This window comes from Micromonospora sp. WMMD1120, from assembly GCF_029626235.1.
GTDB lineage: Bacteria > Actinomycetota > Actinomycetes > Mycobacteriales > Micromonosporaceae > Micromonospora.
Genome location: NZ_JARUBO010000005.1, coordinates 867,143 through 887,978, shown reverse-complemented (window position 1 = coordinate 887,978; position 20,836 = coordinate 867,143). Strand labels below are relative to the sequence as shown.

The window sequence follows — 20,836 nt, the reverse complement described above, 5'->3', positions numbered from 1 at the left end:
GCACCGCGGCTCAGCGACCGGCGGTCACCGACCGCCGGTCGTCGCGGCCCCGACGACGCCGGAGTTTACGGAGCACCCAGCTGACCACCATGACGACGAAGACCGCGACGATCGCGTAGTTGAACCAGTCGCTGTAGCGCTCGACGTCCCGCCACCGGCTGCCGAGCGCGTAACCCGCCCCCACGATGAGACCGTTCCACACCCCGCTGCCGATGGTGGTGAGGAGGATGAACTCGCCCAGCGGCATCCGGTTCGCCCCGGCCGGCACGGAGACCAGGCTGCGGACCACCGGCACCACCCGGCCGATCAGCACCGCCCACCGGCCGTGCCGCTCGAACCACCTGTCGGCCTTCTCCAGGTCGTCGCGATCCACCAGCGGAATGTGGTCCAACCAGCGCTTGAGTCGTTCCTCGCCGAGCGCCGCGCCGAGCCAGTAGAGCACCAACGCGCCGATCAGCGAGCCGGCCGTCGCGGCGAGCACCACCACGACGACGTTGAACTTCCCCTCGTGGGCCAGGAAGCCGGCCATCGCCAGCACGACCTCGCTGGGGATCGGCGGGACGATGCTCTCCAGCGCCACCAGCAGCGCCACGCCGACCGGGCCCAGCACCTCGATCACCGAGGCCACCCATCCGGTCAACCCGGTGAACTCGGACGGGTCGCCAGCCTGGGCGTACGCCATTGTCGTCCTTCCGGTCGGTGGTCGGAGATCGTACGGTGATACCCGCCGGGGCGGTCGTTACACCTCGGGGTGCAGCGCGGTGTCCGCCGGCCCCTGCCTCCAGCCAGTGAACACCACTGTCAGCCCGGCGCGGGACGGTGCGCAGCAGAACGGCCCGGCCACCGCCTCGGCCGACGGGTCCAGCGGGGCGAGTCGGACCAGTCGCCACGGTTCGTCGTCGACCCGGGCGCGGACGGTCAGCGCGTCGCCCGCCCGGCTGACCCGGACCGTCACCTCCCGACCCGGCCACCCGGGCACCGGGGCCACCGACCAGTCCGAGAACTCCCGGGTGACCACCGCGCCGAGCTGCGACTCGCCGTCGCTCACCTCGACGCCGGCCTTCGTCCAGGTCCGCTCGTCGACCCGGACCAGCGCGCCGGCCTGGTCGAACTGTTCGGTGAAGTCGAGCCGGAAGCTCACCTCCATGGCGGTGCCGACCGGGAGCGGCGCGAGCAGGGCCGGCCCGTTGTCGTGGACGAAGCCGTAACTCGTCCGTCGCCAGAAGTCGCTCTCCGCGGCCGGCTCGACGACCAGCTCACCGGCCGGGCCCTGCTCGGCGCGCACCGGTGGGTGCAGCCACCGGCCCCGGGACCAGTCCAACGGTTCGCTCGGCGGTACGAGGTTGTCTCCCATGACCGGGACGATAACCAAGGGTTTGCCGCGCTGATCGTTCGGAGATGTTCCCCCGGCATGGGTGACCGTTGGTATTCCGAAGCTGTCGTCTACTGCCTCGACATCGACACGTACGCCGACTCCGACGGCGACGGGGTCGGCGACATCCGTGGGTTGATCGGGAGGTTGGACTACCTGGCCCGGCTCGGTGTGACCTGCCTGTGGCTGCACCCGATCCATCCGTCGCCCAACCGCGACGACGGCTACGACGTCACCGACTTCTACAACGTGGACCCGCGCTTCGGCACCCTCGGCGACTTCGCCGAGCTGCTGCACCAGGCGCAGAACCGGGGCATCCGCGTGATCATCGATCTGGTGGTCAACCACACCTCCGACGAGCACCCGTGGTTCCAGTCCGCCCGCTCGTCGCCGGACTCGCCGTACCGGGACTGGTACGTCTGGTCGGACACCGAGCCGGACGACCGGCACCAGGGCATGGTCTTCCCCGGCGAGCAGAGCGAGACGTGGAGCTACGACCGGACCGCGAAGGCGTGGTTCTACCACCGCTTCTACAAATTCCAGCCGGATCTCAACTTCGCCAACCCGCAGGTACGGGCCGAGGTCAAGAAGATCATGTCGTTCTGGCTCCAGCTCGGCGTCTCCGGCTTCCGGATGGACGCGGTGCCGTTCATCATCGAGCTGACCGAGCCGGGGAACCCGAACTCGCCGAAGGACTTCGAGTTCCTCACCGAGTTGCGCCAACACGTGCAGTGGCGGCGGGGCGACGCCGTCCTGCTGGCCGAGGCGAACGTCGAGCCGGACCAACTGCCGACGTTCTTCGGTGACGCCAGCGGCTCCGGCAACCGCATCCACATGCTCTTCGACTTCATGCTGAACGGGCGACTCATGCTGGCCCTGGCCCGACAGGACCCGGAGTCGCTGATCGACGCGCTGCGCGACACCCCGAAGCTGCCGGTCGGCGGGCAGTGGGCGACCTTCCTGCGCAACCACGACGAGATCGACCTGTCCCGGCTGACCACCGAACAGCGCAACCAGGTGTACGAGCAGTTCGGACCCGACGAGAACATGCGCATCTACGACCGGGGCATCCGTCGCCGGTTCGCCCCGATGCTCGGCAACGACCGGCGACGCATCGAGCTGGCGTACGCCCTCCAGTTCTCGATGCGCGGCACGCCGGTGCTGCGCTACGGCGAGGAGATCGGGATGGGCGAGGACCTGTCGCTGCCCGGTCGGGAGGCGATCCGCACCCCGATGCAGTGGTCGTACCAGCCGAACGCCGGCTTCTCCACGGCCGACCCGGAGAAGCTGGTCCGCCCGGTGATCGACAAGGGTGAGTTCGGCTACCAGACGGTCAACGTCACCGCCCAGCGGGGCGACCCGAAGTCGCTGCTCGCCTGGTTCGAGCGCATGATCCGTACGCTGCGGGAGGCCCCGGAGATCGGCTCCGGCTCGACCACCCACATCGACGTGGCGATGCCGCCGGGGGTGCTCGCGCACCGGGCGGACGGGCCGACCGGAACGATGGTGTTCGTGCACAACCTGGGCACCGACGACGTCGAGGTGGACCTGAGCAGCCTCGAACCGGAGGCCGACCTGCCGATCGACGTGCTCACCGACCGTGGCTACGGCGAACTGGGCAAGCTCGGCGCGGTGAAGGTGTCCGGCCACGGTTACCGCTGGATCAGGCTCTGCCGGGGCTCGACCTTCTGAGGACGCTCATCCCGTACCCCGGGACGCCCGGCCGGATCGGCGCCGGCCGGGCGTCCCGCGACGCGTCGCACGCGGATGCTCTGGTACGCCGGTGGCCGTCGCCCAGGCCCGCGGCGCGGGGTTAAGCTCCTTCGATCGACCCCAAGTTACCGGGAGGTAATCATGTCGGAGGAGCCCCGCGTCGCCATCGTCACCGGAGCCGCACGCGGAATCGGCGCTGCCACCGCCCGGCGACTGGCCGCCGACGGACTGGCCGTCGCCGTGGTCGACATCGACGAGGCGGCCACCAAGGAGACGGTGGACGCCATCGCGGCGGCCGGCGGTCGTGCGCTCGGCGTGGGGGCCGACGTGTCCGACCGGGACCAGGTCGAGGCCGCCGTCGAGCGGGTCGCCACCGACCTGGGCGCGCCCACCGTGCTCGTCAACAACGCCGGCGTGCTGCGCGACAACCTGCTGTTCAAGATGACCACCGCCGACTGGGACACCGTCATGGGTGTGCACCTGCGCGGCGCGTTCCTGTTCAGCCAGGCCGCCCAGAAGCACATGGTGGACAGCAGGTGGGGGCGGATCGTCAACCTCTCCAGCACCTCGGCGCTGGGCAACCGGGGCCAGGCCAACTACTCCGCCGCCAAGGCCGGCCTCCAGGGCTTCACCAAGACGCTCGCCATCGAGCTGGGGCCGTTCGGGGTGACGGTGAACGCGGTGGCGCCCGGCTTCATCGTCACCGACATGACAGCGGCCACCGCCGCCCGCATGAAGGTCGACTTCGAGGACCTGCAGAAGCACGCCGCCGCCGAGATCCCGGTACGCCGTCCGGGGCGGCCGGAGGACGTCGCGCACACCATCTCGTTCCTGGCCAGCGAGGGCGCCGGCTTCGTCTCCGGGCAGGTCATCTACGTGGCCGGTGGCCCCCGGGACTGACCGGCTGTCGCCTCGACGAGAGCGCGCCCACGCCGGTGCGCTCTTGTCGTAGGTCAGGCGGGTGCGCTCTGGTCGCCGGTCAGACGGGTGCGCTCCTGTCGTAGGTCAGGCGGGTGCGCGGCGGGTGCGCCAGAGCCAGATCAGGCCGAGCACCGGCAGCACCAGCGGGATGTAGCCGTACCCGCTGCCGAACTGCGACCAGACCGTCTCGTCCGGGAACAGCTCCTTGTCGACCAGGCTCAGGACGCCGACCGCCACCACCCCGACCAACTCCACCGAGCAGCAAACCAGCGCGAGCCGACGACCGGCGTGCCCGGCCCGGGCCAGCCCGACCGCCGCCACGATGTAGATGAGCGCGGCCAGAGCGGAGAGCAGGTACGCCACCGGGGCCTCGTCGAACCTGGTCACGATCTGGAGACCGGCCCGGCTGGTCGCCGCGATGGCGAAGAGCAGGTAGACAGCGATCAACAGCCGCCCCGGGCCCGCGTTCGTGGCGCGCCCGGCCGGTCGTGTCTCAACCACCGAGCACCTCCCAGGTCTGCTGCAACCGGACCACCACCACCGGGGCCACCAGGCAGACCGCGCACACGATGGCGGAGCCCCAGCGGGTCGGCTCCATCCGGGCCAGCACCCAGGCCAACGGCGGCAGGCAGACCAGCGTGACCAGGTAGCCGAAGAAGGCGCCCGGCTCACCCGGCCGTTCGCCGCCGCCGATCGCGACGAGAGCCAGAACGCCCAGGACGAGCAGCGCCACCTCGAGGGCTGCCAGGCCGACGAACTGCACCCGGTCCGGCGGTCGTTGCCGTACCGCCGCCACCAGCGCCCAGACCGCGACGAGCAGCGACAGCACTATCGACACCGTCGCGACGATGCCCTCCACCGGCGAGTCGACGTTCACGCTGTTCACCGGCGCCACCTGGTCGTTGCCTCGGTCACCGGCACAGCCTACTAACCGCCGTAGTACTCGACGGACCCCGGCCTCACCGCCGGCCGTTCGGGTCGTCTCAGTCGTCCTCCGGCAACCAGTAGACCGAGATGGCAAGCAGTTGCTCCGGGCCCTCGTTGCGAACCTGATGCGGAACCCGGCTGTCGAAAGCCGCCACGTCGCCGGCCCGCAGGACCTCCGTCTGGTCGGCGACGGTCAGGGTTCCGGTACCCGACACGATGATCCACACCTCACGGGACCGATGGACGTCGAGGTCGTTCGACGTGTTCGGAGCGACCGACCAGCGAGCGACCTCGAACGGGGCGGGCGCGCTCGACGGGAAGGGTAGGAGCGCGCGGTGGACCGGGCCGCCCTCGGCGAAGTCGTACCAGTGTTCGAAGGTCGCAAGACCGCTCGTCGTCGAATCCGTGCTCTGCATGGCCCCGACACTGCCGGGCCACGACGTGTGTGTCTGGCGGCAATCGGACCTGGCGCTGCCACGATTGGCCGAACCCGCCGCCGGTCCCACCGGCCGGGCGACTAGCGTGGATCACGGCCGTGGCGTCGCCGCGGCCTGGGAAAAGATGGAGGTACACGTGCTGCGGTTCGGGTTGTTCGGCACCGGTCACTGGGCGATCGAGACGCACGGGAAGGCGCTGCACGCGCACCCCGACGCGGAGTTGGTCGGGGTGTGGGGCCGTAACCCGGAGCGCGCCTCGGCGCTGGCCGAGCGCTATGGGGTACCGGCCTTCGGCGACGTCGACGCGCTGATCGAGCAGTGCGAGGCCGTCGCCGTCGCGCTGCCGCCGGATGTCCAGGCCGACATCGCCGTCCGGGCGGCCCGCGCGGGTCGGCACCTGCTGCTGGACAAGCCGCTGGCGCTCAGCCTGGCCGACGCCGACCGGGTCGTGGCCGCCGCCGACGAGTCCGGCGTCGCATCGGTGGTCTTCTTCACCCAGCGCTTCCAGCCGAACGTGACCGCCTTCCTCGCCGCGACCGCCGCCGCCGGTGGTTGGCAGCACGGTCGGACCACGGCGTTCGCCTCGATCTTCCAGGACGGCAGCCCGTACGGCGGCTCGCTGTGGCGGCGGGAGCACGGGGCGCTCTGGGACATCGCCCCGCACGCGCTCTCCATCCTCCTGCCGGTGCTGGGCCGGGTGACCCAGGTGGCGGCGATGGACGGACCGAGCGGGATGGTGCACCTGCTGCTCACCCACGAAGGTGGCGCCACCAGCAGCGCCTCGCTCTCCCTGGACGCGCCGACCGAGTCGATGACCCGGGAGTTCGTGTTCTACGGCGAGAACGGCATCGAGAACGTCCCGTTCGGCGAGAACGACGCCGCCACCGCGTTCGGTGTCGCCATCGACCAGCTCGTCGAGCAGGTGCGGGCCGGCACCCGTGACCACCGCTGCGACGTCCGCTTCGGACGTGAGGTCGTCGCCGTCATCGCCGCCGCCGAGACCGCCCGCACCGAGTCCCGCACCGTCCCCCTCCCCGCCTGACCCCCACCCCGACCCCCACCCCGACCCCCACCCCCGTCGGCCCCTGTCCCCGCCCGGTCGATCATGAAGTTAACGGCGCGACACGCCGTGGCGGATGGCAATAACTTCATGATCAACGGGGCGGGAGTGGGCGGGAGGGGCGGGAGGGGCGGGAGGGGCGGGAGTGGGCGGGGGTGGGCGGGGGTGGGGCTGGGTGGGGTGGGGTTAGGTGGGGGTGGTTAGGGCGGCTTTTAGTTCGTCGGGGGACGTGAACTGGTCGGCGGGTAGGGCTTGCAGCATCTGCAACATCGACGTGCTGGCCCCAATCTCCTGGGCCCAGCGGATCAGGTCCTCCCGGGAGACCGGGTAGTCGAGCCCGGCCAGGTACTCCTGCAACTGCACCCCGGTGTCGGTCATGTCGTGCGGCTACCCGCTCGCGGTGGTCGTACACCGGCTTCGTCGGAACGCACGACGGCCCGGCGGCCGGCGTGTCGGGCCGCGACGCGCCCACGGTTTGCCGCAGCGGCGGCCGGGTAGCCGCTCGCATGCTGGTTCAGCGGCTCGGCGCGCCGAGCGATTTCGACCCGTTGCTGGAGCGCGTCCGGGACGCCCGGGTGGTGATGATCGGCGAGTCGACCCACGGCACCTACGACTACTACCGGTTGCGGGAGCAACTGACCCGCCGGTTGATCGCGGAGTGCGGTTTCTCCTTCGTGGCGGTGGAGGGCGACTGGCCGGACTGCGACCGGGTGCACCGTTCGGTGACCGGCGCCCCGGACGGTGCCGCCGAACCGCAGCTCGCGCTGGCGCAGTTCGAGCGGTGGCCGACCTGGATGTGGGCCAACGCCGAGGTGGCCCGGTTCGCCGGTTGGCTGCGGGCCTGGAACGTCGAGCGGCCGGAGGGGCGGCGGGCCGGTTTCCACGGGCTCGACGTGTACAGCCTCTGGGAGTCGATGCAGGCGATCTTCGACTACCTGGGGGAGGAGGACCCGAAGTCGCTGGAGGCCGCGCAGGACGCATACCGCTGCTTCGAGCCGTACGGCAAGCGGGTCGAGGAGTACGGCGCGGCCAGCCGGTTCGTCTCCGCCCGCTGTGAGGAGGAGGTCGTCCGGCTGTTGGCGCGGACCCGTGAGCACGCCCTCTCCGACGGGCCGGACCGCTTCTCGGCCTGGCAGAACGCGGAGGTGGTGGCCGGGGCCGAGCGGTACTACCGGGCGATGGTGGCCGGCGGGCCGGACTCGTGGAACATCCGGGACACCCACATGCAGGACACCCTGGACCGGCTGCTGGACCGGTACGGGCCGGAGTCGCGGGGCATCGTCTGGGCGCACAACACGCACGTCGGGGACGCGCGGGCCACCGACATGGCCGCGGACGGGATGGTCAACATCGGGCAGTTGGCCCGGGAGCGGCACGGCGACGACGCGGTGGCCCTGATCGGTTTCGGCAGCTACCGGGGTACGGCGATCGCGGCTCCCCGGTGGGGTTCGCCGCCCGAGGCGATGGTGGTGCCACCGGCCCGGGAGGGTTCGATCGAGCGGCGGTTGCACGAGTTGCTGCCCGAGCGGGCGGTGTTGATCTTCGGCGGGGCCGACCAGCCGGGCTGGGTCACCGACGCCGTCGACCATCGGGCGATCGGTGTCGTCTACGACCCGTCCTTCGAGTCCTGGGGAAACTACGTGCCGACCCGCCTCGGCGCGCGCTACGACGCCTTCATCTGGTGCGACGACACCACCGCCCTGCACCCGCTGCCGGTGCCGGCCGCCCCCGGCGAGATGGAGACGTACCCGGCCGGGGTCTGACCCGTTCGCGAGACGCGACGGAGGTGCGGCACCCAGCGGGCGCCGCACCTCCGTGGTGCGGTGGTCAGACGTGCGTCGGGGTCCGCTCGTCCAGGCGGGCGCGCAGGCCCTCGCCCTCGATGTCGACGTTCGGCAGGGCGCGGTCGAGCCAGCGCGGCAGCCACCAGGCGCGGTTACCGAGGAGCGACATCACCGCCGGAACGATGGTCATCCGGACCACGAAGGCGTCGATGGCGACACCGATGGCGAGCGCGAAGCCCATCGACTTGATCACCGGGTCCTCCAGGAAGACGAAGCCCCCGAAGACCGAGATCATGATCAGCGCGGCGGCGGTGACCACCCGCGCGCCGTGGCCCATGCCGCTGATGGTCGCCTGCCGCGCGGTCTCGCCGTGAACGAAGTCCTCCCGCATCCGGGACACCAGGAACACCTCGTAGTCCATGGCGAGCCCGAACAGGATCCCGATGAGCAGGATCGGCAGGAAGCTGATCAGCGGCCCCGGCGTGTCCAGGCCGACGAGGTCGGCGAGGTGCCCCTGCTGGAAGACCGCCACCGTGATGCCGAACGTGGCGGCGACGGTGAGCAGGAAGCCCAGCGCGGCCTTGAGGGGCACCAGCAGCGAACGGAACACCAGCATCAGCAGCAGCACCGAGAGCCCGACCACCAGCAGCAGGTAGACCGGGAGCGCGTCGGAGAGCTTCTCGGAGACGTCGATGCCGATCGCGGTGACGCCGGTGAGCAGCACGTCGGCGCCGCGGATCCCGCCCACCGCTGCCCGGATGTCGTGCACCAGGGTCTCGGTGGCCTCGTCGGTCGGGCCGGTCTTCGGCACCACGCCGAGCAGCGCGGTGCGGCCGTCCGGGCTGAGCTGCGGCGGGGCCACGGCGAGGACGTTCTCGGTCCGTTGGAGCAGGGCCGTGACCTGCGGCACGGCCGCCGCCGTCGCCTGCGCGTCGTCGCCGGCGACGACCACCGCGAGCCGGCCGGTGAAGCCCGGACCGAAGCCCTCGACGGTCAGGTCGTTCGCCACCCGGGCGGGGGAGCCGACCGCCGCCGTCGCGGCCCCCGGGAGGGCCAGCCGCATGTCCGGCGTGGGCAGCGCGAGCAGGCCCAGGCCGAGCAGACCGACCAGGATGACGGGTACGCGGAAACGGGTCACCAGGCGCGCCCAGCGGAAGCCGAACGCGGACCGGTCCTCGGTCGGGGCGGGCCGGTCGACGCCGTCCACGTCGGTGGCGGACGTGCCGTCCGTGCCCGGCGTCGGGTCGGCGGCCGGCGTCGCGTCGGCGGCGAGCGCGCGCAGGCGGCGGGGCAGCACCCGACGCCCGGCGAAGCCGAGCAGGGCCGGCTGGAGGGTGATCGCGACGAGGACGGCCACGGTGACGGTGCCGGCGGCGGCGAGACCCATCACGGTGAGGAACGGGATGTCCACCACCGCGAGCCCGGCCAGCGCGATGACCACCGTCGCGCCGGCGAAGACCACCGCCGAGCCGGCGGTGCCCACGGCCCGGCCGACCGCCTCCTCCGGCGACAGGCCGTCGAGCAGGTTCTGCCGGTGCCGGGAGGTGATGAACAGCGAGTAGTCGATGCCGACCGCGAGGCCGAGCATCAGCGCCAGGATCGGCGCGGTGCTGGTGAGCTGGATGGTGCCGCTGAGCGCGAACAGCCCGGCCATGCCGACGCCGACGCCGATCAGCGCGTTGAGCATCGTCATCCCGGCGGCGACCAGGGACCCGAACGTGACGATCAGGACGATGGCGGCGACCAGGACGCCGAGCGCCTCGGTGGAGCCGATCTCCGGCTCACCGCCGAGCACCTCGCCGCCCGGGGCGACCTGCCAACCCTGCGCCTTCGCCGCCGCGCCCACCTGCTCGTACGCGGTCCGCTGCGCGTCGGTCACGTCGTCCCCGCCGCTGGCGAACTGGACCTGGATCAGCGCGTACCGGCCGTTGGGGGTGACCGCGCCGACCTGGAGCGGGTTGACCGCGCCGACCACGCCGGGCAGCGTCGAGGCCTGCTGGACCAGCTCCTGCACCACCGCCTGGCCCTGCGGGGTGGCCAGTTGCCCGTCGGCCGGCGCCTTGACCGTGATGGTGCCGGTGGCGCCGCTGGCCGCGGGGAACTGCTCGGCCAGCAGGTCGAGCGCCCGCTGACTCTCGGTGCCGGGCATGGTGAAGTTGCTCGCCGTCGGGCCGCGCAGGGTCGCCGCGGCCAGTCCGGCGGCGACGAGTACGACGAGCCAGAGCGCGACAACGAGCCGTCGCCGGCGCAACGCGCCCCGGCCGAGCCGGTAGAGCAGGGTGGCCATCAGGAGTCCTTGTCCTCTGTCGTGGGTGGATGGGGCACTGGTGCTTCGACGGGCTCGACGGCCCGTCGGACGAGGGCGAGCAGGGCGGCGCGCAGGTCGTCGTCGGTGATGTCGGCGAACTCGGCGCACGCCTCGGAGATGCCGGCGAGCAGCACCAGCGCGGCGACCCGGGCGCCCGGCCGGTCGGAGTTGCCGGCCAGCGCGTCGCGCAGCCGGTCGGAGATCTGTTGGATGTGCGCGAAGGCCGGCTGGCAGAGCAGTTCGGGAAACTCGCCGCGCAGCACCGCGATCTCCCGCCGGAACCGGACGGCGAGGTCGACGAAGCCCTCCGCGGCGGCCGCCTGGGCGGCCGCGCCGGTCAGGCCGGTGAGCTGGTCGTCGAGGTCGCGCAGCACGCCGATCGCGGGTGCCATCAGCTCGGCGAGCAGGGCTTCCTTGTTGGCGAAGTGGTAGAGCACGGTGGCCTTGGAGCAGCCCACCTCTCCGGCGATGTCCTGGAGCGAGGTGCCCCGGTAGCCGGTCACCGCGAACCGCCGCGCCGCCGCGGCGAGGATCTCGCCGTGCGTCTCCGACACCGCTCTGGCCATGACCGGTCCACCTCCCGCGAACCAGCATGCCTGACCGATCGGTCAGACCCTGACCGATCGGTCAGAGAACGGTGGTGGCGTTCACCACACCCCGGGGTCGTTTAGCCGCCGTGCTCGGCGTCGTACCTGGTCCGCGCCTCGGCGATGGCCCGTCGGTGCCGCTCGGCCCAGTTGGTCAGGGCCACCAGCGACTCGTACAGCTCCAGCGCCATCGGGGTCGCCGTGTATTCGACCTTGGGTGGCACGGTCGGGTAGACGGTCCGGTGCAGCAGGCCGTCGCGCTCCAGTTGCCGCAGCGTCAGGGTGAGCATCCGCCGGCTGATCCCCTCCACGTGCCGCTCCAACTCGGTGAAGCGCACCGGCCCGTGCGAGGCGGCCACCAGGATGCCGATGCTCCACTTGCCGCCGACCCGGTCCAGCACCTCGCGGACGGTGCAGGCCCGTGCCTGCCCAGGAGTGAACGGCACGTTCTCGGCCGCACAGGTCACCTCGGCCCTGACCTGCGCGGACACATCGCTGTTCCTCTGGGACATCACAGTGCCTCCTTCCGCTCCGGCTCATGGTCACAGACGATGACCTCGGTAACAAACAATGCACTTAGGAGGGATTTCGTGGAGCAGATCGTCCCATCCCGCTGGCCCGCGCTGCTGGTGCTCTGTGCCGGCAGCCTGATGGTCATTCTCGATGGCACAGTCGTCGCGGTGGCGCTGCCGGCCGTACAGCGGGACCTGGGTTTCACCGCGGCGGGCCTGGCCTGGGTGGTCAATGCCTACCTTGTCGCGTTCGGTGGGCTCCTGCTGCTCGCCGGCCGGCTCGGCGACCTGCTGGGCCGCCGGGGCGTCTTCCTGTCCGGCGTCGCGCTATTCACGCTGGCGTCGCTGGCCTGCGCGGCCGCCACCGGGCCGGCCCTGCTGGTGGCCGCGCGGTTCGCCCAGGGGGTCGGTGGCGCGCTGGCCATGGCGGTCAGCCTCGGCATGATCGTCCGGCTCTATCCCGAGCCGGCCGAACGCGCCCGCGCCATCGCCGTCTTCAGCTTCACCGGTGCGGCCGGCGCGTCGATCGGCACCCTCGCCGGCGGGGTGCTCACGGAGGTGGCCGGGTGGCGGGCGATCTTCCTGGTCAACCTGCCGATCGGGGCGATCATCCTGATCGCCGCCCTCCGCCGGCTCCCCGCCGAGCGCGGTGTCGGCCCGCGGTCCGGCCTGGACCTGCCCGGCGCGCTGCTCGCCACCGCCGGCCTGATGGCCGCCGTCCTGGCCATCGTGGGTACGGGTGAGCACGGCTGGACCAGCCCACGGACCCTCGGCGCGGCGGCAGTCGCGGCGCTGCTGCTCGGCGGGTTCGCGGCGCGTCAGCGGGTCGCGGCGGCCCCGCTGGTCCCGGCCCGGGTGCTGCGTGTCCCGGGCCTGGTGGCCGCGAACGCTGTGCAGTTCCTCATGGTCTGCGCGTACTTCGGTTTCCAGTTCCTGCTCGCCGTGGAGCTGCAACTGGTGCTCGGGCTGGACGCGGCGGCGACCGGCTGGGCCTTCCTGCCCACTCCGGTCGTGATCGCCGTGGTGTCGCTCGGTCTGGCCGGTCGGCTGATCGCCCGGTGGAGCGCCCGGACCGTGCTGCTGGCCGGGCTCGTCCTGGCGACCGTCGGCTTCCTCCTGCTGGCCCGGCTGCCCGCCGACGGCGGCTACGTCGCGGACGTCCTCCCCGCGATGCTGGTCTTCGGCGTGGCCGGCGGCCTCACCCTGCCGGCGGTCACCACGCTGGCCATGGCCGGCGCGACCGACGCCGACGCCGGGCTCGCCTCCGGCCTGGTCAACACCACCCAGCAGGTCGGCGGCGCGGTCGGTCTGGCCGCGCTGGCCACCCTGGCCGCCGCCCGCAGCGACGGTCTGCGGGCCGCCGGCTGGGCTGAGACGGACGCGCTCGCCGGCGGTTACCGGACCGCCTTCGCCGTGGCCGCCGGTCTGGTTCTCGCCGCCCTGCTGGTCGCGCTCACGACGCTGCCCCGACGCCCGGCCGGCCCTGCGCCGGCTGACGCGTCGTCCGGCAGCGAACCGGTACGCCCCGTGCCGGCGGACGAGCCGGCCGGCCCTCCGCCGGGCGACGAACCGGGCGCGTCGTCGGTGGTGGGTGCCGGGACCGATTCGTACCGGAGCGGCGCTTCCGGTTGACCAACTGCGGCGGGGCCGGGAGGGTGGTCGGGGTGAGCGAGGCCGACGAGACGCGGGACGGCGTGGCCCTGACCAACCTGGACCAGCCGCTCTCCGACGGTGACGACGCGACGAAGCGGGACCTGGTCGACTACCTCGACGCGGTCCACGACCGGATCATCCCGCACCTACGGGGCCGCCCTCTGTCGGTGATCAGGGTCCGGCCCGGCCAGCCGCCGTTCATGCAGAAGAATCTGCCCCGCTACACCCCGGACTGGGTCCGCCGGGCCCCGGTCTGGGCGGAGGCGTCGCACCGGGAGATCTCGTACGCCCTCTGCGACGACCGACGCACCCTGCTCTGGTTCGCCAACCAGCGCGCCGTCGAGTACCACCCGACGCTGGCCACCACGGCCGACCTGCACCGACCGACCCACCTGGTGCTGGACCTCGACCCGCCGGAGGGCGACGGGTTCCGCGCGGCGGTCGCCGCGGCCCTGCTGGTCCGCCAGGCGCTCGCCGACGCCGGCCTCGCCGGGGCGGTCAAGACCAGTGGGGCGAAGGGTGTGCACGTCTTCGTTCCGGTTACCGACGAGCACACGGCCGAGGATCTGGCCGCCGCGACCCGGGCGCTCGCCGTCCGCGCCGAGCGGCTGGACCCGGCGCTGGCCACCACCGCGTACATCAAGGAGGACCGTGGTGGCCGGGTCTTCGTGGACGCCACCCGCGCGGGCGGGGCGACGGTGGCGTCCGCGTACAGCCCGCGGCTGCGTCCGGGGATGCCGGTCTCGTTCCCGGTGGACTGGGCCGACCTGACCGAGGTGACCCCCGCCGACTTCACCATCCGGACCGCGCCGACGCTGCTCGCCGGCGGTGACCCGTGGACCGCGCTGCTGCCGGCCCCGCAGTCGCTCCCGGCCGACCTGATCGCCGAGGGCCGGACCATCCCGGTGGCCCGGGTGCAGGCCATGCACGAGGGCAAGCGCCGGGCCCGCGCCCGGCGCGCGGCCGGCTGACCAGGCGCGTCGGCGTGCGCCCGCGCCCGGCGGGGGCTGTCTGTCGGTGGGTTGTGGCACGATTTCCCAGGTGAGCAGCAGACCCGAGGCGACGCGGCGGCTCGACGACCTTGCCCGGCTGCGCCGGGTCCGCGACCGGATCGACAGGGAATACGCGCAGCCGCTTGATGTCGAGGCGCTCGCCCGGGGCGCGCACATGTCGGCCGGGCACCTCAGCCGGGAGTTCCGGCTCGCCTACGGCGAGTCGCCCTACAGCTATCTGATGACCCGCCGCATCGAGCGGGCGATGGCCCTGCTGCGCCGTGGCGACCTCACCGTCACCGAGGTCTGTTTCGCCGTCGGCTGTTCGTCGCTCGGCACCTTCAGCACCCGCTTCACCGAGCTGGTCGGGATGCCGCCCAGCGTCTACCGGCGACAGGCGGCGCGGGCGGTGGTGGACCTGCCGCCCTGCGTGACCAAGCAGGTCACCAGGCCGGTCAGGAATCGAGAAGCACGGGCCACCGTGCCGCAACTAGCGTGACCGGCATGGACGTCACCATTCACTCGAGCTTCCTCCCGCACACCGACCCGGACGCCTCGCTGGTCTTCTACCGCGACGTGCTCGGCTTCGAGGTCCGCCTCGACGTCGGCTACGAGGGCATGCGCTGGATCACCGTCGGGCCGCCCGGCCAGCCCAGCACGGCCATCGTCCTGCACCCACCGGCCGCCAACCCGGGCCTCACCGACGACGAGCGGCAGACCATCCTCGAGCTGATGGCCAAGGGCAGCTACTTCGGCGTCAACCTGGCCACCACCGACCTCGACGCGACCTTCGCGAAGCTGGAGGCCAGCGACGCCGAGGTCGTCCAGGAGCCCACCGACCAGCCGTACGGCGTCCGCGACTGCGCCTTCCGCGACCCGGCCGGCAACATGATCCGCATCCAGCAAGTGCGCTGACCCGTCCGCGCCCGACAGATGGAGACCCGATGAGCACGGCCCGCCAGCAGTCCGCGCCGCACGTGGCCGACAGTCACGACCTGATCCGCGTGCAGGGCGCCCGGGTGAACAACCTCAAGGACGTCAGCGTCGAGATCCCGAAGCGTCGACTGACCGTGTTCACCGGTGTCTCCGGCTCCGGCAAGAGCTCGTTGGTCTTCGGCACCATCGCGGCCGAGTCGCAGCGGATGATCAACGAGACCTACAGCGCCTTCGTGCAGGGGTTCATGCCGACGCTGGCGCGGCCCGAGGTCGACCTGCTGGACGGCCTGACCACGGCGATCATCGTGGACCAGGAGCGGATGGGCGCCAACTCCCGCTCCACCGTCGGCACCGCCACCGACGCCAACGCCATGCTGCGCATCCTGTTCAGCCGGCTCGGGCAGCCGCACATCGGCTCGCCGAACGCGTACTCGTTCAACGTCCCCTCGGTGAAGGCGACCGGCGCGATCACCGTCGACCGTGGCGCCGGTAAGACGAAGACCGAGAAGGCTTCCTTCACCCGACTCGGCGGCATGTGTCCGCGTTGCGAGGGCATGGGCGCTGTCACCGACATCGACCTCACCGCGCTCTACGACGACAGCCGCTCGCTCAACGAGGGTGCGATCACCATCCCCGGCTACAGCATGGAGGGCTGGTACGGCCGGATCTTCCGGGGCTGCGGATACTTCGACCCGGACAAGCCGATCGGCAAGTTCGGCAAGCGGGAGCTGCACGACCTGCTCCACCGGGAACCCACCAAGATCAAAATCGACGGCATCAACCTGACGTACGCGGGCCTGATCCCCTCGATCCAGAAGTCCTTCCTCGCCAAGGACATCGACGCGTTGCAGCCGCACATCCGGGCCTTCGTGGAGCGCGCGGTCACCTTCACGACCTGCCCCGAGTGCGCCGGCACCCGGCTGAGCGAGGAGGCCCGCTCGTCGAAGATCAGAGGTAAGAACATCGCGGACGTCTGCGCGATGCAGATCAGCGACCTGGCCGCCTGGGTCCGCGAGCTGGAGGAACCGTCGGTCACACCACTGCTGACCGGGCTCCAGCACCTGCTCGACTCGTTCGAGAAGATCGGGCTGGGCTACCTGTCGCTCGACCGGCCCTCGGGCACCCTCTCCGGTGGCGAGGCGCAGCGCACCAAGATGATCCGCCATCTCGGCTCGTCGCTCACCGACGTCACCTACGTCTTCGACGAGCCGACGATCGGGCTGCACCCGCACGACATCCAGCGGATGAACGAGCTGCTGCTCCAGCTCCGGGACAAGGGCAACACGGTCCTGGTCGTCGAGCACAAGCCGGAGGCCATCGCCATCGCCGACCACGTCGTCGACCTCGGACCCGGGGCCGGCACCGAGGGCGGGGCGGTCTGCTACCAGGGCACCGTGGAGGGTCTTCGGGCCAGCGGCACCAGCACCGGCCGTCACCTCGACGACCGGGCCGCGCTCAAGGAGACGGTCCGCACCCCCACCGGCAAGCTGGAGATCCGCGGCGCGACGGCCAACAACCTGCGCGACGTCGACGTCGACGTACCCCTCGGGGTGCTCGTGGTGGTGACCGGCGTCGCGGGTTCCGGCAAGAGCTCGCTGGTGCACGGCTCGATCCCCGCCGGGGCCGGGGTGGTGTCGATCGACCAGGGCGCGATCCGCGGTTCGCGGCGGAGCAACCCGGCCACGTACACCGGGCTGCTCGACCCGATCCGCAAGGCGTTCGCGAAGGCCAACGGAGTGAAGCCGGCGTTGTTCAGCGCCAACTCCGAGGGCGCCTGCCCGAGCTGCAACGGGGCCGGGGTCATCTACACCGACCTGGGAATGATGGCCGGTGTCGCCGCCCCCTGCGAGGACTGCGAGGGCAAGCGGTTCCAGGCGTCGGTTCTGGAATACCGCTTCGGCGGCCGGGACATCAGCGAGGTGCTCGCGATGTCGGTGACCGAGGCGGAGGCGTTCTTCGGCGCGGGCGAGGCCCGTACGCCGGCCGCGCACGCCATCCTCAACCGGCTCGCCGACGTCGGGCTCGGCTACCTCAGCCTGGGGCAGCCGCTCACCACCCTGTCCGGCGGCGAGCGGCAGCGGCTCAAGCTGGCCACCCACATGGCCGAGGAGGGCGGCGTCTACGTCCTCGACGAGCCGACCACCGGCCTGCACCTGGCCGACGTCGAGCAACTGCTCAGCCTTCTCGACCGCCTCGTCGACGCCGGCAAGTCGGTGATCGTCATCGAGCACCACCAGGCGGTCATGGCGCACGCCGACTGGATCATCGACCTGGGCCCCGGCGCGGGCCACGACGGCGGCCGGATCGTCTTCGAGGGCACTCCCGCGGACCTGGTGGCGGCCCGCTCCACCCTCACCGGCGAACACCTGGCGGCGTACGTCGACGCCTGACCATCCACCCCCCGGGCGGTCCTCGCCCTGCGGGCGGTCCTCGCCCTGCGGGCGGTCCTCGCCCTGCGGGCGGTCCTCGCCCTGCGGGCGGCTCCCGTTGATCATGAAGTTATCGCGCCGACACGCCGAGGTTGGTGGCGATAACTTCATGATCAACGGTGGGGAGTGTGAGACGACGAAAGCCCCAGGGCCGCCGAACGGCGGATCTGGGGCTTTCTTGGCAAGTGTGCCCCCGGCAGGATTCGAACCTGCGCCCCCGCCTCCGGAGGGCGGTGCTCTATCCCCTGAGCTACGGGGGCTCAGCGACTGGAGAAGACTAGCAAACGTCGTCCGCGTACGCCGAATCGGTATCGGGTGAGCCGATCGTGTCGACGGTCGGCCCCCCCGGCGCTCAGGCGGCGACGATGGCCCGCCCGCAACTGGGCAGCGGGTGCAGGACGATCCGTCGCGGCAGCCGGCGCGGCCACTCGTTGCGCGGCCAGGAGCCGTCCACGATCAGGTGTACGGTGCGTTCCTCCTCGCCGCTGAGCCGCAACACGAAGTCGCGTGGGAGCGGCGGGTCCACGGTCGGCGTGGTGATCATGAAGCGCACCCGGCCACGGGACGAGACCGCCGAGATCACGTCCGCCGCCGGCATGGTGCCGCGCAGCCGGACCCGACCGATCCAGTAGACCTCCGCGAGATGCTCCTGGGCGGCCCTGGTGATCGCCGGGTACTCGCTGCGGACCCAGCGTTCGACGGCGCCGACGCAGAGCCCGCAGGCCCGCTCCCGAGGCTCCCGCGGACCCAACCCCCAGGCCCGCAGGTACGCCCCGACGGCGCCGGTGTCCAGCGGCAGGTCGAACCGCCGTTGGATGAGCGCGGTCAGGCTCTGCCGTGTCCACAACTCCTCGTCCAGACCGAACTCCTCGGGGTGGACGCCCCGCAGCGTGTCGATCAGTTCGAGTTCCTGTTCGCGGCTGAGCATCCCCGGCTCGCCCTGCCGCTGTCCGCGACGGACGGCTGCCACCGCCCCGTCACCGCCGATGGTGTGGCGCCGGCACCAGCTGGTGACCGAACGCCGCGCGTCTCTGAGTGCAACCCCCACGTCTTGGGCAACGAGCCCGAATCGCAACTGGTCACGATATGTGGGTAGAAAACTCTTTAAGCAACGTAATCGCCTGTGCCGCCCATAACGGCCTCACGAGGCATAAGTATACGAATCGGGCGTATCGTGGCACCCTCACCCGATGATCGACTCGGGTTTCTGGACGTCGGGGCTTCCTGTTGCGTCGGTAAGCCCGGTTTCTTTGAAGTCGAGGTGATCAGGCACTCGCGGGCCGGTGCGAGCCCGACGGTGGGCGCGCCCGTGAGGGCGCCCCGTGGGCCCTGTGTGCCTGACGCGACCTGCCGCCGCCGAGTTTCTCGGCATCGCGGGTCGTCGTCCTGTCGCCGTTGATCGACTCGGCTTTCTGAAAGTCGGGGCTTCCTGTTGCGTCGGATGGCACGGTTTGCTGAAAGCCGAGTCGATCACGCCCAAGCCCGCGCGGGGATGGGGGACGGGCCCGCGCCCGCAGCGCAGCCCGGGGGGACAGGGGAGGGGCCTGTGCCCGCAGCCTGGCGGGACAGGGAACGGGCCCGCGTCCTGCCGGGTGGGGCGGTGGCGCGGTCCGGTCGGGTCAGCCGTTGGCCTGGGCCTGCAGCGGTGGTCCGGTCGGGTCAGCCCTTGGCCTGGGCCTGGAGTTGCCGGAGGTTGTTCAGCTCAGTCTGCTGAGTGTTCTTCATGGTCTGGGCCACCCGCACCACCTCGGCGTTGTCGGTCTCGTCGAGGGCTGCGTCGATCATGTGGATGCCGCCCAGGTGGTGGTCGTACATCAGCTTGAGGAACTGGCGGTCGACCTCGATGCCCTGCGCGTCGCGCAGGGCGGTCATCTGCGCGGGTGTGGCCATGCCCGGCATCAGCCCGTCCTTGACGGTGGCCCCGTCGGACATCCACGCCATCGGCGGGTTGGACCCGGTGGGGCTCAGGCCCCACTCGCGGAGCCAGGTCTGCATCGCACCGATCTCGCCCTGCTGCCCGGTGGCGATGTCCACGGCGATCTGCCGCACCTCGGGGAGGGTGGCCGACCGGTACGCGATCAGGCTCATCTCCACCGCCTGCGCGTGGTGGGTCGTCATGTCCCGGGCGAAGCCCGCCTCGACCGACGCGTCACCGGGTCGGGTGAGGCGGGGGGTGAGCAGGCCCCCCGCATACCCGAGGAGCAGCCCCACCACCAGCATGATGGCGAGCGCCAGCACGCCGTAGCGCGACGCCGGGGCCCGGCCGCCCTCGTCGGGGACGGCCGGGGTGTCGCCGTGGTCGCTGTCGGTGGTCGCCGGAGCGGTCATCGCGGTCCTTACTGGGTCGGCGGCTGCTGCTGTTGCGGCAGCTCGCGCGGGGTGGTGCCGGTGGCGGTGATGCCGGTGTTGCAGAGCGCCGTGGGGCCCTCGACGGAGGCGTTCACCCGCAGGTCCTTGATGAACTCGTCGATCCGCGAGTCGTCGGCGTTGTCGACCTTGAGCTGGTAGCCCCACGCCTGGAGCGAGATCGGCTTGTCCAGGCCCTCGTACGGGCTCATGAAGGTCTTCTCGACGCCGCGCACCTTGCCGGCGAGCTTTTCGACCTGGTCCGCGGGCAGGTCCGGGCGGTAGGTGATCCAGACCGCGCCGTGCTCCAGGCTGTGCACCGCGTGCTCGTTGGCGATCGGGGCGTCGTAGACGTCGCCCATGCAGTTCTGCCAGGCGGCGTTGTGCACCCCACCCACCGGCGGCGAGTACTTCCAGGTCAGCGGGCCCGACTTGTGCGACTCGTACTTCAGGCTGTCCGGGTCGGACTTGCGGACGTTGACGATGCCGTCGATGGCGTTGGCCCGCTTGTCCCACGGCTTGGAGCCCTGGAAGGTCGCCCAGGCGCCGTACCCGACGATCGCCACGAAGAGCACACCCACGGCGACGAAGAGCGCGATCGGGCCCCAGGCCCGACCCTGGGTCACCTTGACCGGGGTGACCGGCTTGCGCGGGCCCTTGCCCCCGCCCCGGGGGGAGCCCGCCGGCCTGCCGGAACCGGCCGGCTTGCCGGAACCGGCCTTGGCGCCGGACGCCGGCCGGCCCGCTGCCGGCTTCTTGCCGGTGCTGACCACTGTCGGGCGGCGCTCCGGGCCACCCGGGGTGCTGATGCTCATCGTGCCTCGTCAGGTCGGTCGGTCAGGGGAGTGGCGGGCCGGAT

General features: G+C 71.6%; 21 protein-coding genes and 1 tRNA gene. 9 read left to right on the top strand and 13 right to left on the bottom strand.

All coding sequences use genetic code 11. From position 1 onward, the window contains the following. Positions 1 to 10 precede the first annotated feature (10 nt). Together O7634_RS04240 and O7634_RS04235 are read right to left on the bottom strand one after the other, a co-directional pair. The gene (locus O7634_RS04240) at positions 11 to 682 is read right to left on the bottom strand and encodes a DedA family protein (protein WP_278148859.1); all 672 of its coding nucleotides are present in this window, start codon (positions 680 to 682) and stop codon (positions 11 to 13) included. A gap of 57 nt (positions 683 to 739) precedes the next feature. After that, on the bottom strand, positions 740 to 1,354 hold the full coding sequence (locus O7634_RS04235) for a DUF1349 domain-containing protein (RefSeq protein WP_278148858.1): 615 nt from the start codon (positions 1,352 to 1,354) through the stop codon (positions 740 to 742). 57 nt (positions 1,355 to 1,411) lie between these two features. Between O7634_RS04235 and O7634_RS04230 the strand changes: the two genes are divergently transcribed. Both O7634_RS04230 and fabG read left to right on the top strand, forming a co-directional pair. Beyond that, on the top strand, positions 1,412 to 3,064 hold the full coding sequence (locus tag O7634_RS04230) for an alpha-amylase family protein (protein ID WP_278148857.1): 1,653 nt from the start codon (positions 1,412 to 1,414) through the stop codon (positions 3,062 to 3,064). Between the two features lie 162 nt (positions 3,065 to 3,226). Next, positions 3,227 to 3,985 carry a 3-oxoacyl-ACP reductase FabG gene (fabG, locus tag O7634_RS04225; protein ID WP_278148856.1) on the top strand — a complete coding sequence of 253 codons (759 nt, stop codon included), beginning with the start codon at positions 3,227 to 3,229 and terminating at the stop codon, positions 3,983 to 3,985. A gap of 105 nt (positions 3,986 to 4,090) precedes the next feature. Here the strand turns inward: fabG and O7634_RS04220 are convergent, their stop codons facing one another. The 3 genes from O7634_RS04220 to O7634_RS04210 form a co-directional block, all read right to left on the bottom strand. Beyond that, the gene (locus O7634_RS04220) at positions 4,091 to 4,507 is read right to left on the bottom strand and encodes a hypothetical protein (RefSeq protein WP_278148855.1); all 417 of its coding nucleotides are present in this window, start codon (positions 4,505 to 4,507) and stop codon (positions 4,091 to 4,093) included. Next, positions 4,500 to 4,892, bottom strand: coding sequence for a hypothetical protein (locus O7634_RS04215; protein WP_278148854.1), 393 nt, complete (start codon positions 4,890 to 4,892; stop codon positions 4,500 to 4,502). Before O7634_RS04215 ends, O7634_RS04220 begins: the two co-directional genes overlap by 8 nt. Positions 4,893 to 4,989: 97 nt before the next feature. After that, positions 4,990 to 5,349: a cupin domain-containing protein gene (locus O7634_RS04210; RefSeq protein ID WP_278148853.1), complete on the bottom strand. Its 360-nt coding sequence runs from the start codon at positions 5,347 to 5,349 to the stop codon at positions 4,990 to 4,992. 157 nt (positions 5,350 to 5,506) lie between these two features. On the opposite strand from O7634_RS04210, the gene O7634_RS04205 reads away from it, so the two are divergent. Continuing rightward, positions 5,507 to 6,412, top strand: a complete 906-nt coding sequence (locus O7634_RS04205; protein ID WP_278153866.1) for a Gfo/Idh/MocA family oxidoreductase — start codon at positions 5,507 to 5,509, stop codon at positions 6,410 to 6,412. A 204-nt stretch (positions 6,413 to 6,616) separates the two neighbouring features. Here the strand turns inward: O7634_RS04205 and O7634_RS04200 are convergent, their stop codons facing one another. Then, the gene (locus O7634_RS04200; protein ID WP_278148852.1) at positions 6,617 to 6,808 is read right to left on the bottom strand and encodes a DUF2795 domain-containing protein; all 192 of its coding nucleotides are present in this window, start codon (positions 6,806 to 6,808) and stop codon (positions 6,617 to 6,619) included. Between the two features lie 128 nt (positions 6,809 to 6,936). Between O7634_RS04200 and O7634_RS04195 the strand changes: the two genes are divergently transcribed. Continuing rightward, a complete protein-coding gene (locus O7634_RS04195) occupies positions 6,937 to 8,193 on the top strand; it encodes an erythromycin esterase family protein (RefSeq protein WP_278148851.1) in 1,257 nt (418 codons plus the stop codon). Between the two features lie 64 nt (positions 8,194 to 8,257). On the opposite strand, the gene O7634_RS04190 is transcribed toward O7634_RS04195, so the two are convergent. The 3 genes from O7634_RS04190 to O7634_RS04180 all read right to left on the bottom strand — a co-directional run bounded on the left by O7634_RS04190 (position 8,258) and on the right by O7634_RS04180 (position 11,624). Further along, positions 8,258 to 10,501 (bottom strand): MMPL family transporter, encoded by a 2,244-nt coding sequence (locus O7634_RS04190; RefSeq protein ID WP_278148850.1) that lies wholly within the window; start codon positions 10,499 to 10,501, stop codon positions 8,258 to 8,260. After that, a complete protein-coding gene (locus O7634_RS04185; protein WP_278148849.1) occupies positions 10,501 to 11,088 on the bottom strand; it encodes a TetR/AcrR family transcriptional regulator in 588 nt (195 codons plus the stop codon). Before O7634_RS04185 ends, O7634_RS04190 begins: the two co-directional genes overlap by 1 nt. A 101-nt stretch (positions 11,089 to 11,189) precedes the next feature. Continuing rightward, positions 11,190 to 11,624 (bottom strand): helix-turn-helix domain-containing protein, encoded by a 435-nt coding sequence (locus tag O7634_RS04180; RefSeq protein ID WP_278148848.1) that lies wholly within the window; start codon positions 11,622 to 11,624, stop codon positions 11,190 to 11,192. Between the two features lie 75 nt (positions 11,625 to 11,699). Between O7634_RS04180 and O7634_RS04175 the strand changes: the two genes are divergently transcribed. The 5 genes from O7634_RS04175 to O7634_RS04155 all read left to right on the top strand — a co-directional run bounded on the left by O7634_RS04175 (position 11,700) and on the right by O7634_RS04155 (position 17,592). After that, on the top strand, positions 11,700 to 13,253 hold the full coding sequence (locus O7634_RS04175; RefSeq protein WP_278148847.1) for an MFS transporter: 1,554 nt from the start codon (positions 11,700 to 11,702) through the stop codon (positions 13,251 to 13,253). A 32-nt stretch (positions 13,254 to 13,285) separates the two neighbouring features. Next, positions 13,286 to 14,245, top strand: a complete 960-nt coding sequence (locus tag O7634_RS04170; protein ID WP_278148846.1) for an ATP-dependent DNA ligase — start codon at positions 13,286 to 13,288, stop codon at positions 14,243 to 14,245. Positions 14,246 to 14,315: 70 nt separating this feature from the next. After that, complete coding sequence (locus tag O7634_RS04165; protein ID WP_278148845.1) at positions 14,316 to 14,765, top strand: helix-turn-helix transcriptional regulator; 450 nt, start codon at positions 14,316 to 14,318, stop codon at positions 14,763 to 14,765. 5 nt (positions 14,766 to 14,770) lie between these two features. Further along, entirely contained in the window at positions 14,771 to 15,181 is a 411-nt protein-coding gene (locus O7634_RS04160; RefSeq protein WP_278148844.1) for a VOC family protein, read from the top strand. 29 nt (positions 15,182 to 15,210) lie between these two features. After that, the gene (locus O7634_RS04155; protein ID WP_278148843.1) at positions 15,211 to 17,592 is read left to right on the top strand and encodes an excinuclease ABC subunit UvrA; all 2,382 of its coding nucleotides are present in this window, start codon (positions 15,211 to 15,213) and stop codon (positions 17,590 to 17,592) included. 227 nt (positions 17,593 to 17,819) lie between these two features. On the opposite strand, the gene O7634_RS04150 is transcribed toward O7634_RS04155, so the two are convergent. The 4 genes from O7634_RS04150 to O7634_RS04135 all read right to left on the bottom strand — a co-directional run bounded on the left by O7634_RS04150 (position 17,820) and on the right by O7634_RS04135 (position 20,792). Continuing rightward, a tRNA-Arg gene (locus tag O7634_RS04150) sits at positions 17,820 to 17,891 on the bottom strand. Between the two features lie 92 nt (positions 17,892 to 17,983). Then, entirely contained in the window at positions 17,984 to 18,679 is a 696-nt protein-coding gene (locus O7634_RS04145) for a winged helix-turn-helix domain-containing protein (protein WP_278148842.1), read from the bottom strand. A gap of 611 nt (positions 18,680 to 19,290) precedes the next feature. Next, positions 19,291 to 19,959 carry a DUF305 domain-containing protein gene (locus tag O7634_RS04140; RefSeq protein WP_278148841.1) on the bottom strand — a complete coding sequence of 223 codons (669 nt, stop codon included), beginning with the start codon at positions 19,957 to 19,959 and terminating at the stop codon, positions 19,291 to 19,293. 8 nt (positions 19,960 to 19,967) lie between these two features. Continuing rightward, positions 19,968 to 20,792 (bottom strand): DUF3105 domain-containing protein, encoded by an 825-nt coding sequence (locus tag O7634_RS04135; RefSeq protein ID WP_278148840.1) that lies wholly within the window; start codon positions 20,790 to 20,792, stop codon positions 19,968 to 19,970. Positions 20,793 to 20,836 lie beyond the last annotated feature (44 nt).

What these genes read in the sequence shown, in the direction of transcription:
- O7634_RS04240 (WP_278148859.1), bottom strand. Translation starts at nt 682, where the DNA reads ATGGCGTACGCCCAGGCTGGCGACCCGTCCGAGTTCACCGGGTTGACC.
- O7634_RS04235 (WP_278148858.1), bottom strand. Translation starts at nt 1,354, where the DNA reads ATGGGAGACAACCTCGTACCGCCGAGCGAACCGTTGGACTGGTCCCGG.
- O7634_RS04230 (WP_278148857.1), top strand. Translation starts at nt 1,412, where the DNA reads ATGGGTGACCGTTGGTATTCCGAAGCTGTCGTCTACTGCCTCGACATC.
- fabG (WP_278148856.1), top strand. Translation starts at nt 3,227, where the DNA reads ATGTCGGAGGAGCCCCGCGTCGCCATCGTCACCGGAGCCGCACGCGGA.
- O7634_RS04210 (WP_278148853.1), bottom strand. Translation starts at nt 5,349, where the DNA reads ATGCAGAGCACGGATTCGACGACGAGCGGTCTTGCGACCTTCGAACAC.
- O7634_RS04200 (WP_278148852.1), bottom strand. Translation starts at nt 6,808, where the DNA reads ATGACCGACACCGGGGTGCAGTTGCAGGAGTACCTGGCCGGGCTCGAC.
- O7634_RS04195 (WP_278148851.1), top strand. Translation starts at nt 6,937, where the DNA reads ATGCTGGTTCAGCGGCTCGGCGCGCCGAGCGATTTCGACCCGTTGCTG.
- O7634_RS04190 (WP_278148850.1), bottom strand. Translation starts at nt 10,501, where the DNA reads ATGGCCACCCTGCTCTACCGGCTCGGCCGGGGCGCGTTGCGCCGGCGA.
- O7634_RS04185 (WP_278148849.1), bottom strand. Translation starts at nt 11,088, where the DNA reads ATGGCCAGAGCGGTGTCGGAGACGCACGGCGAGATCCTCGCCGCGGCG.
- O7634_RS04160 (WP_278148844.1), top strand. Translation starts at nt 14,771, where the DNA reads ATGGACGTCACCATTCACTCGAGCTTCCTCCCGCACACCGACCCGGAC.
- O7634_RS04155 (WP_278148843.1), top strand. Translation starts at nt 15,211, where the DNA reads ATGAGCACGGCCCGCCAGCAGTCCGCGCCGCACGTGGCCGACAGTCAC.
- O7634_RS04140 (WP_278148841.1), bottom strand. Translation starts at nt 19,959, where the DNA reads ATGACCGCTCCGGCGACCACCGACAGCGACCACGGCGACACCCCGGCC.
- O7634_RS04135 (WP_278148840.1), bottom strand. Translation starts at nt 20,792, where the DNA reads ATGAGCATCAGCACCCCGGGTGGCCCGGAGCGCCGCCCGACAGTGGTC.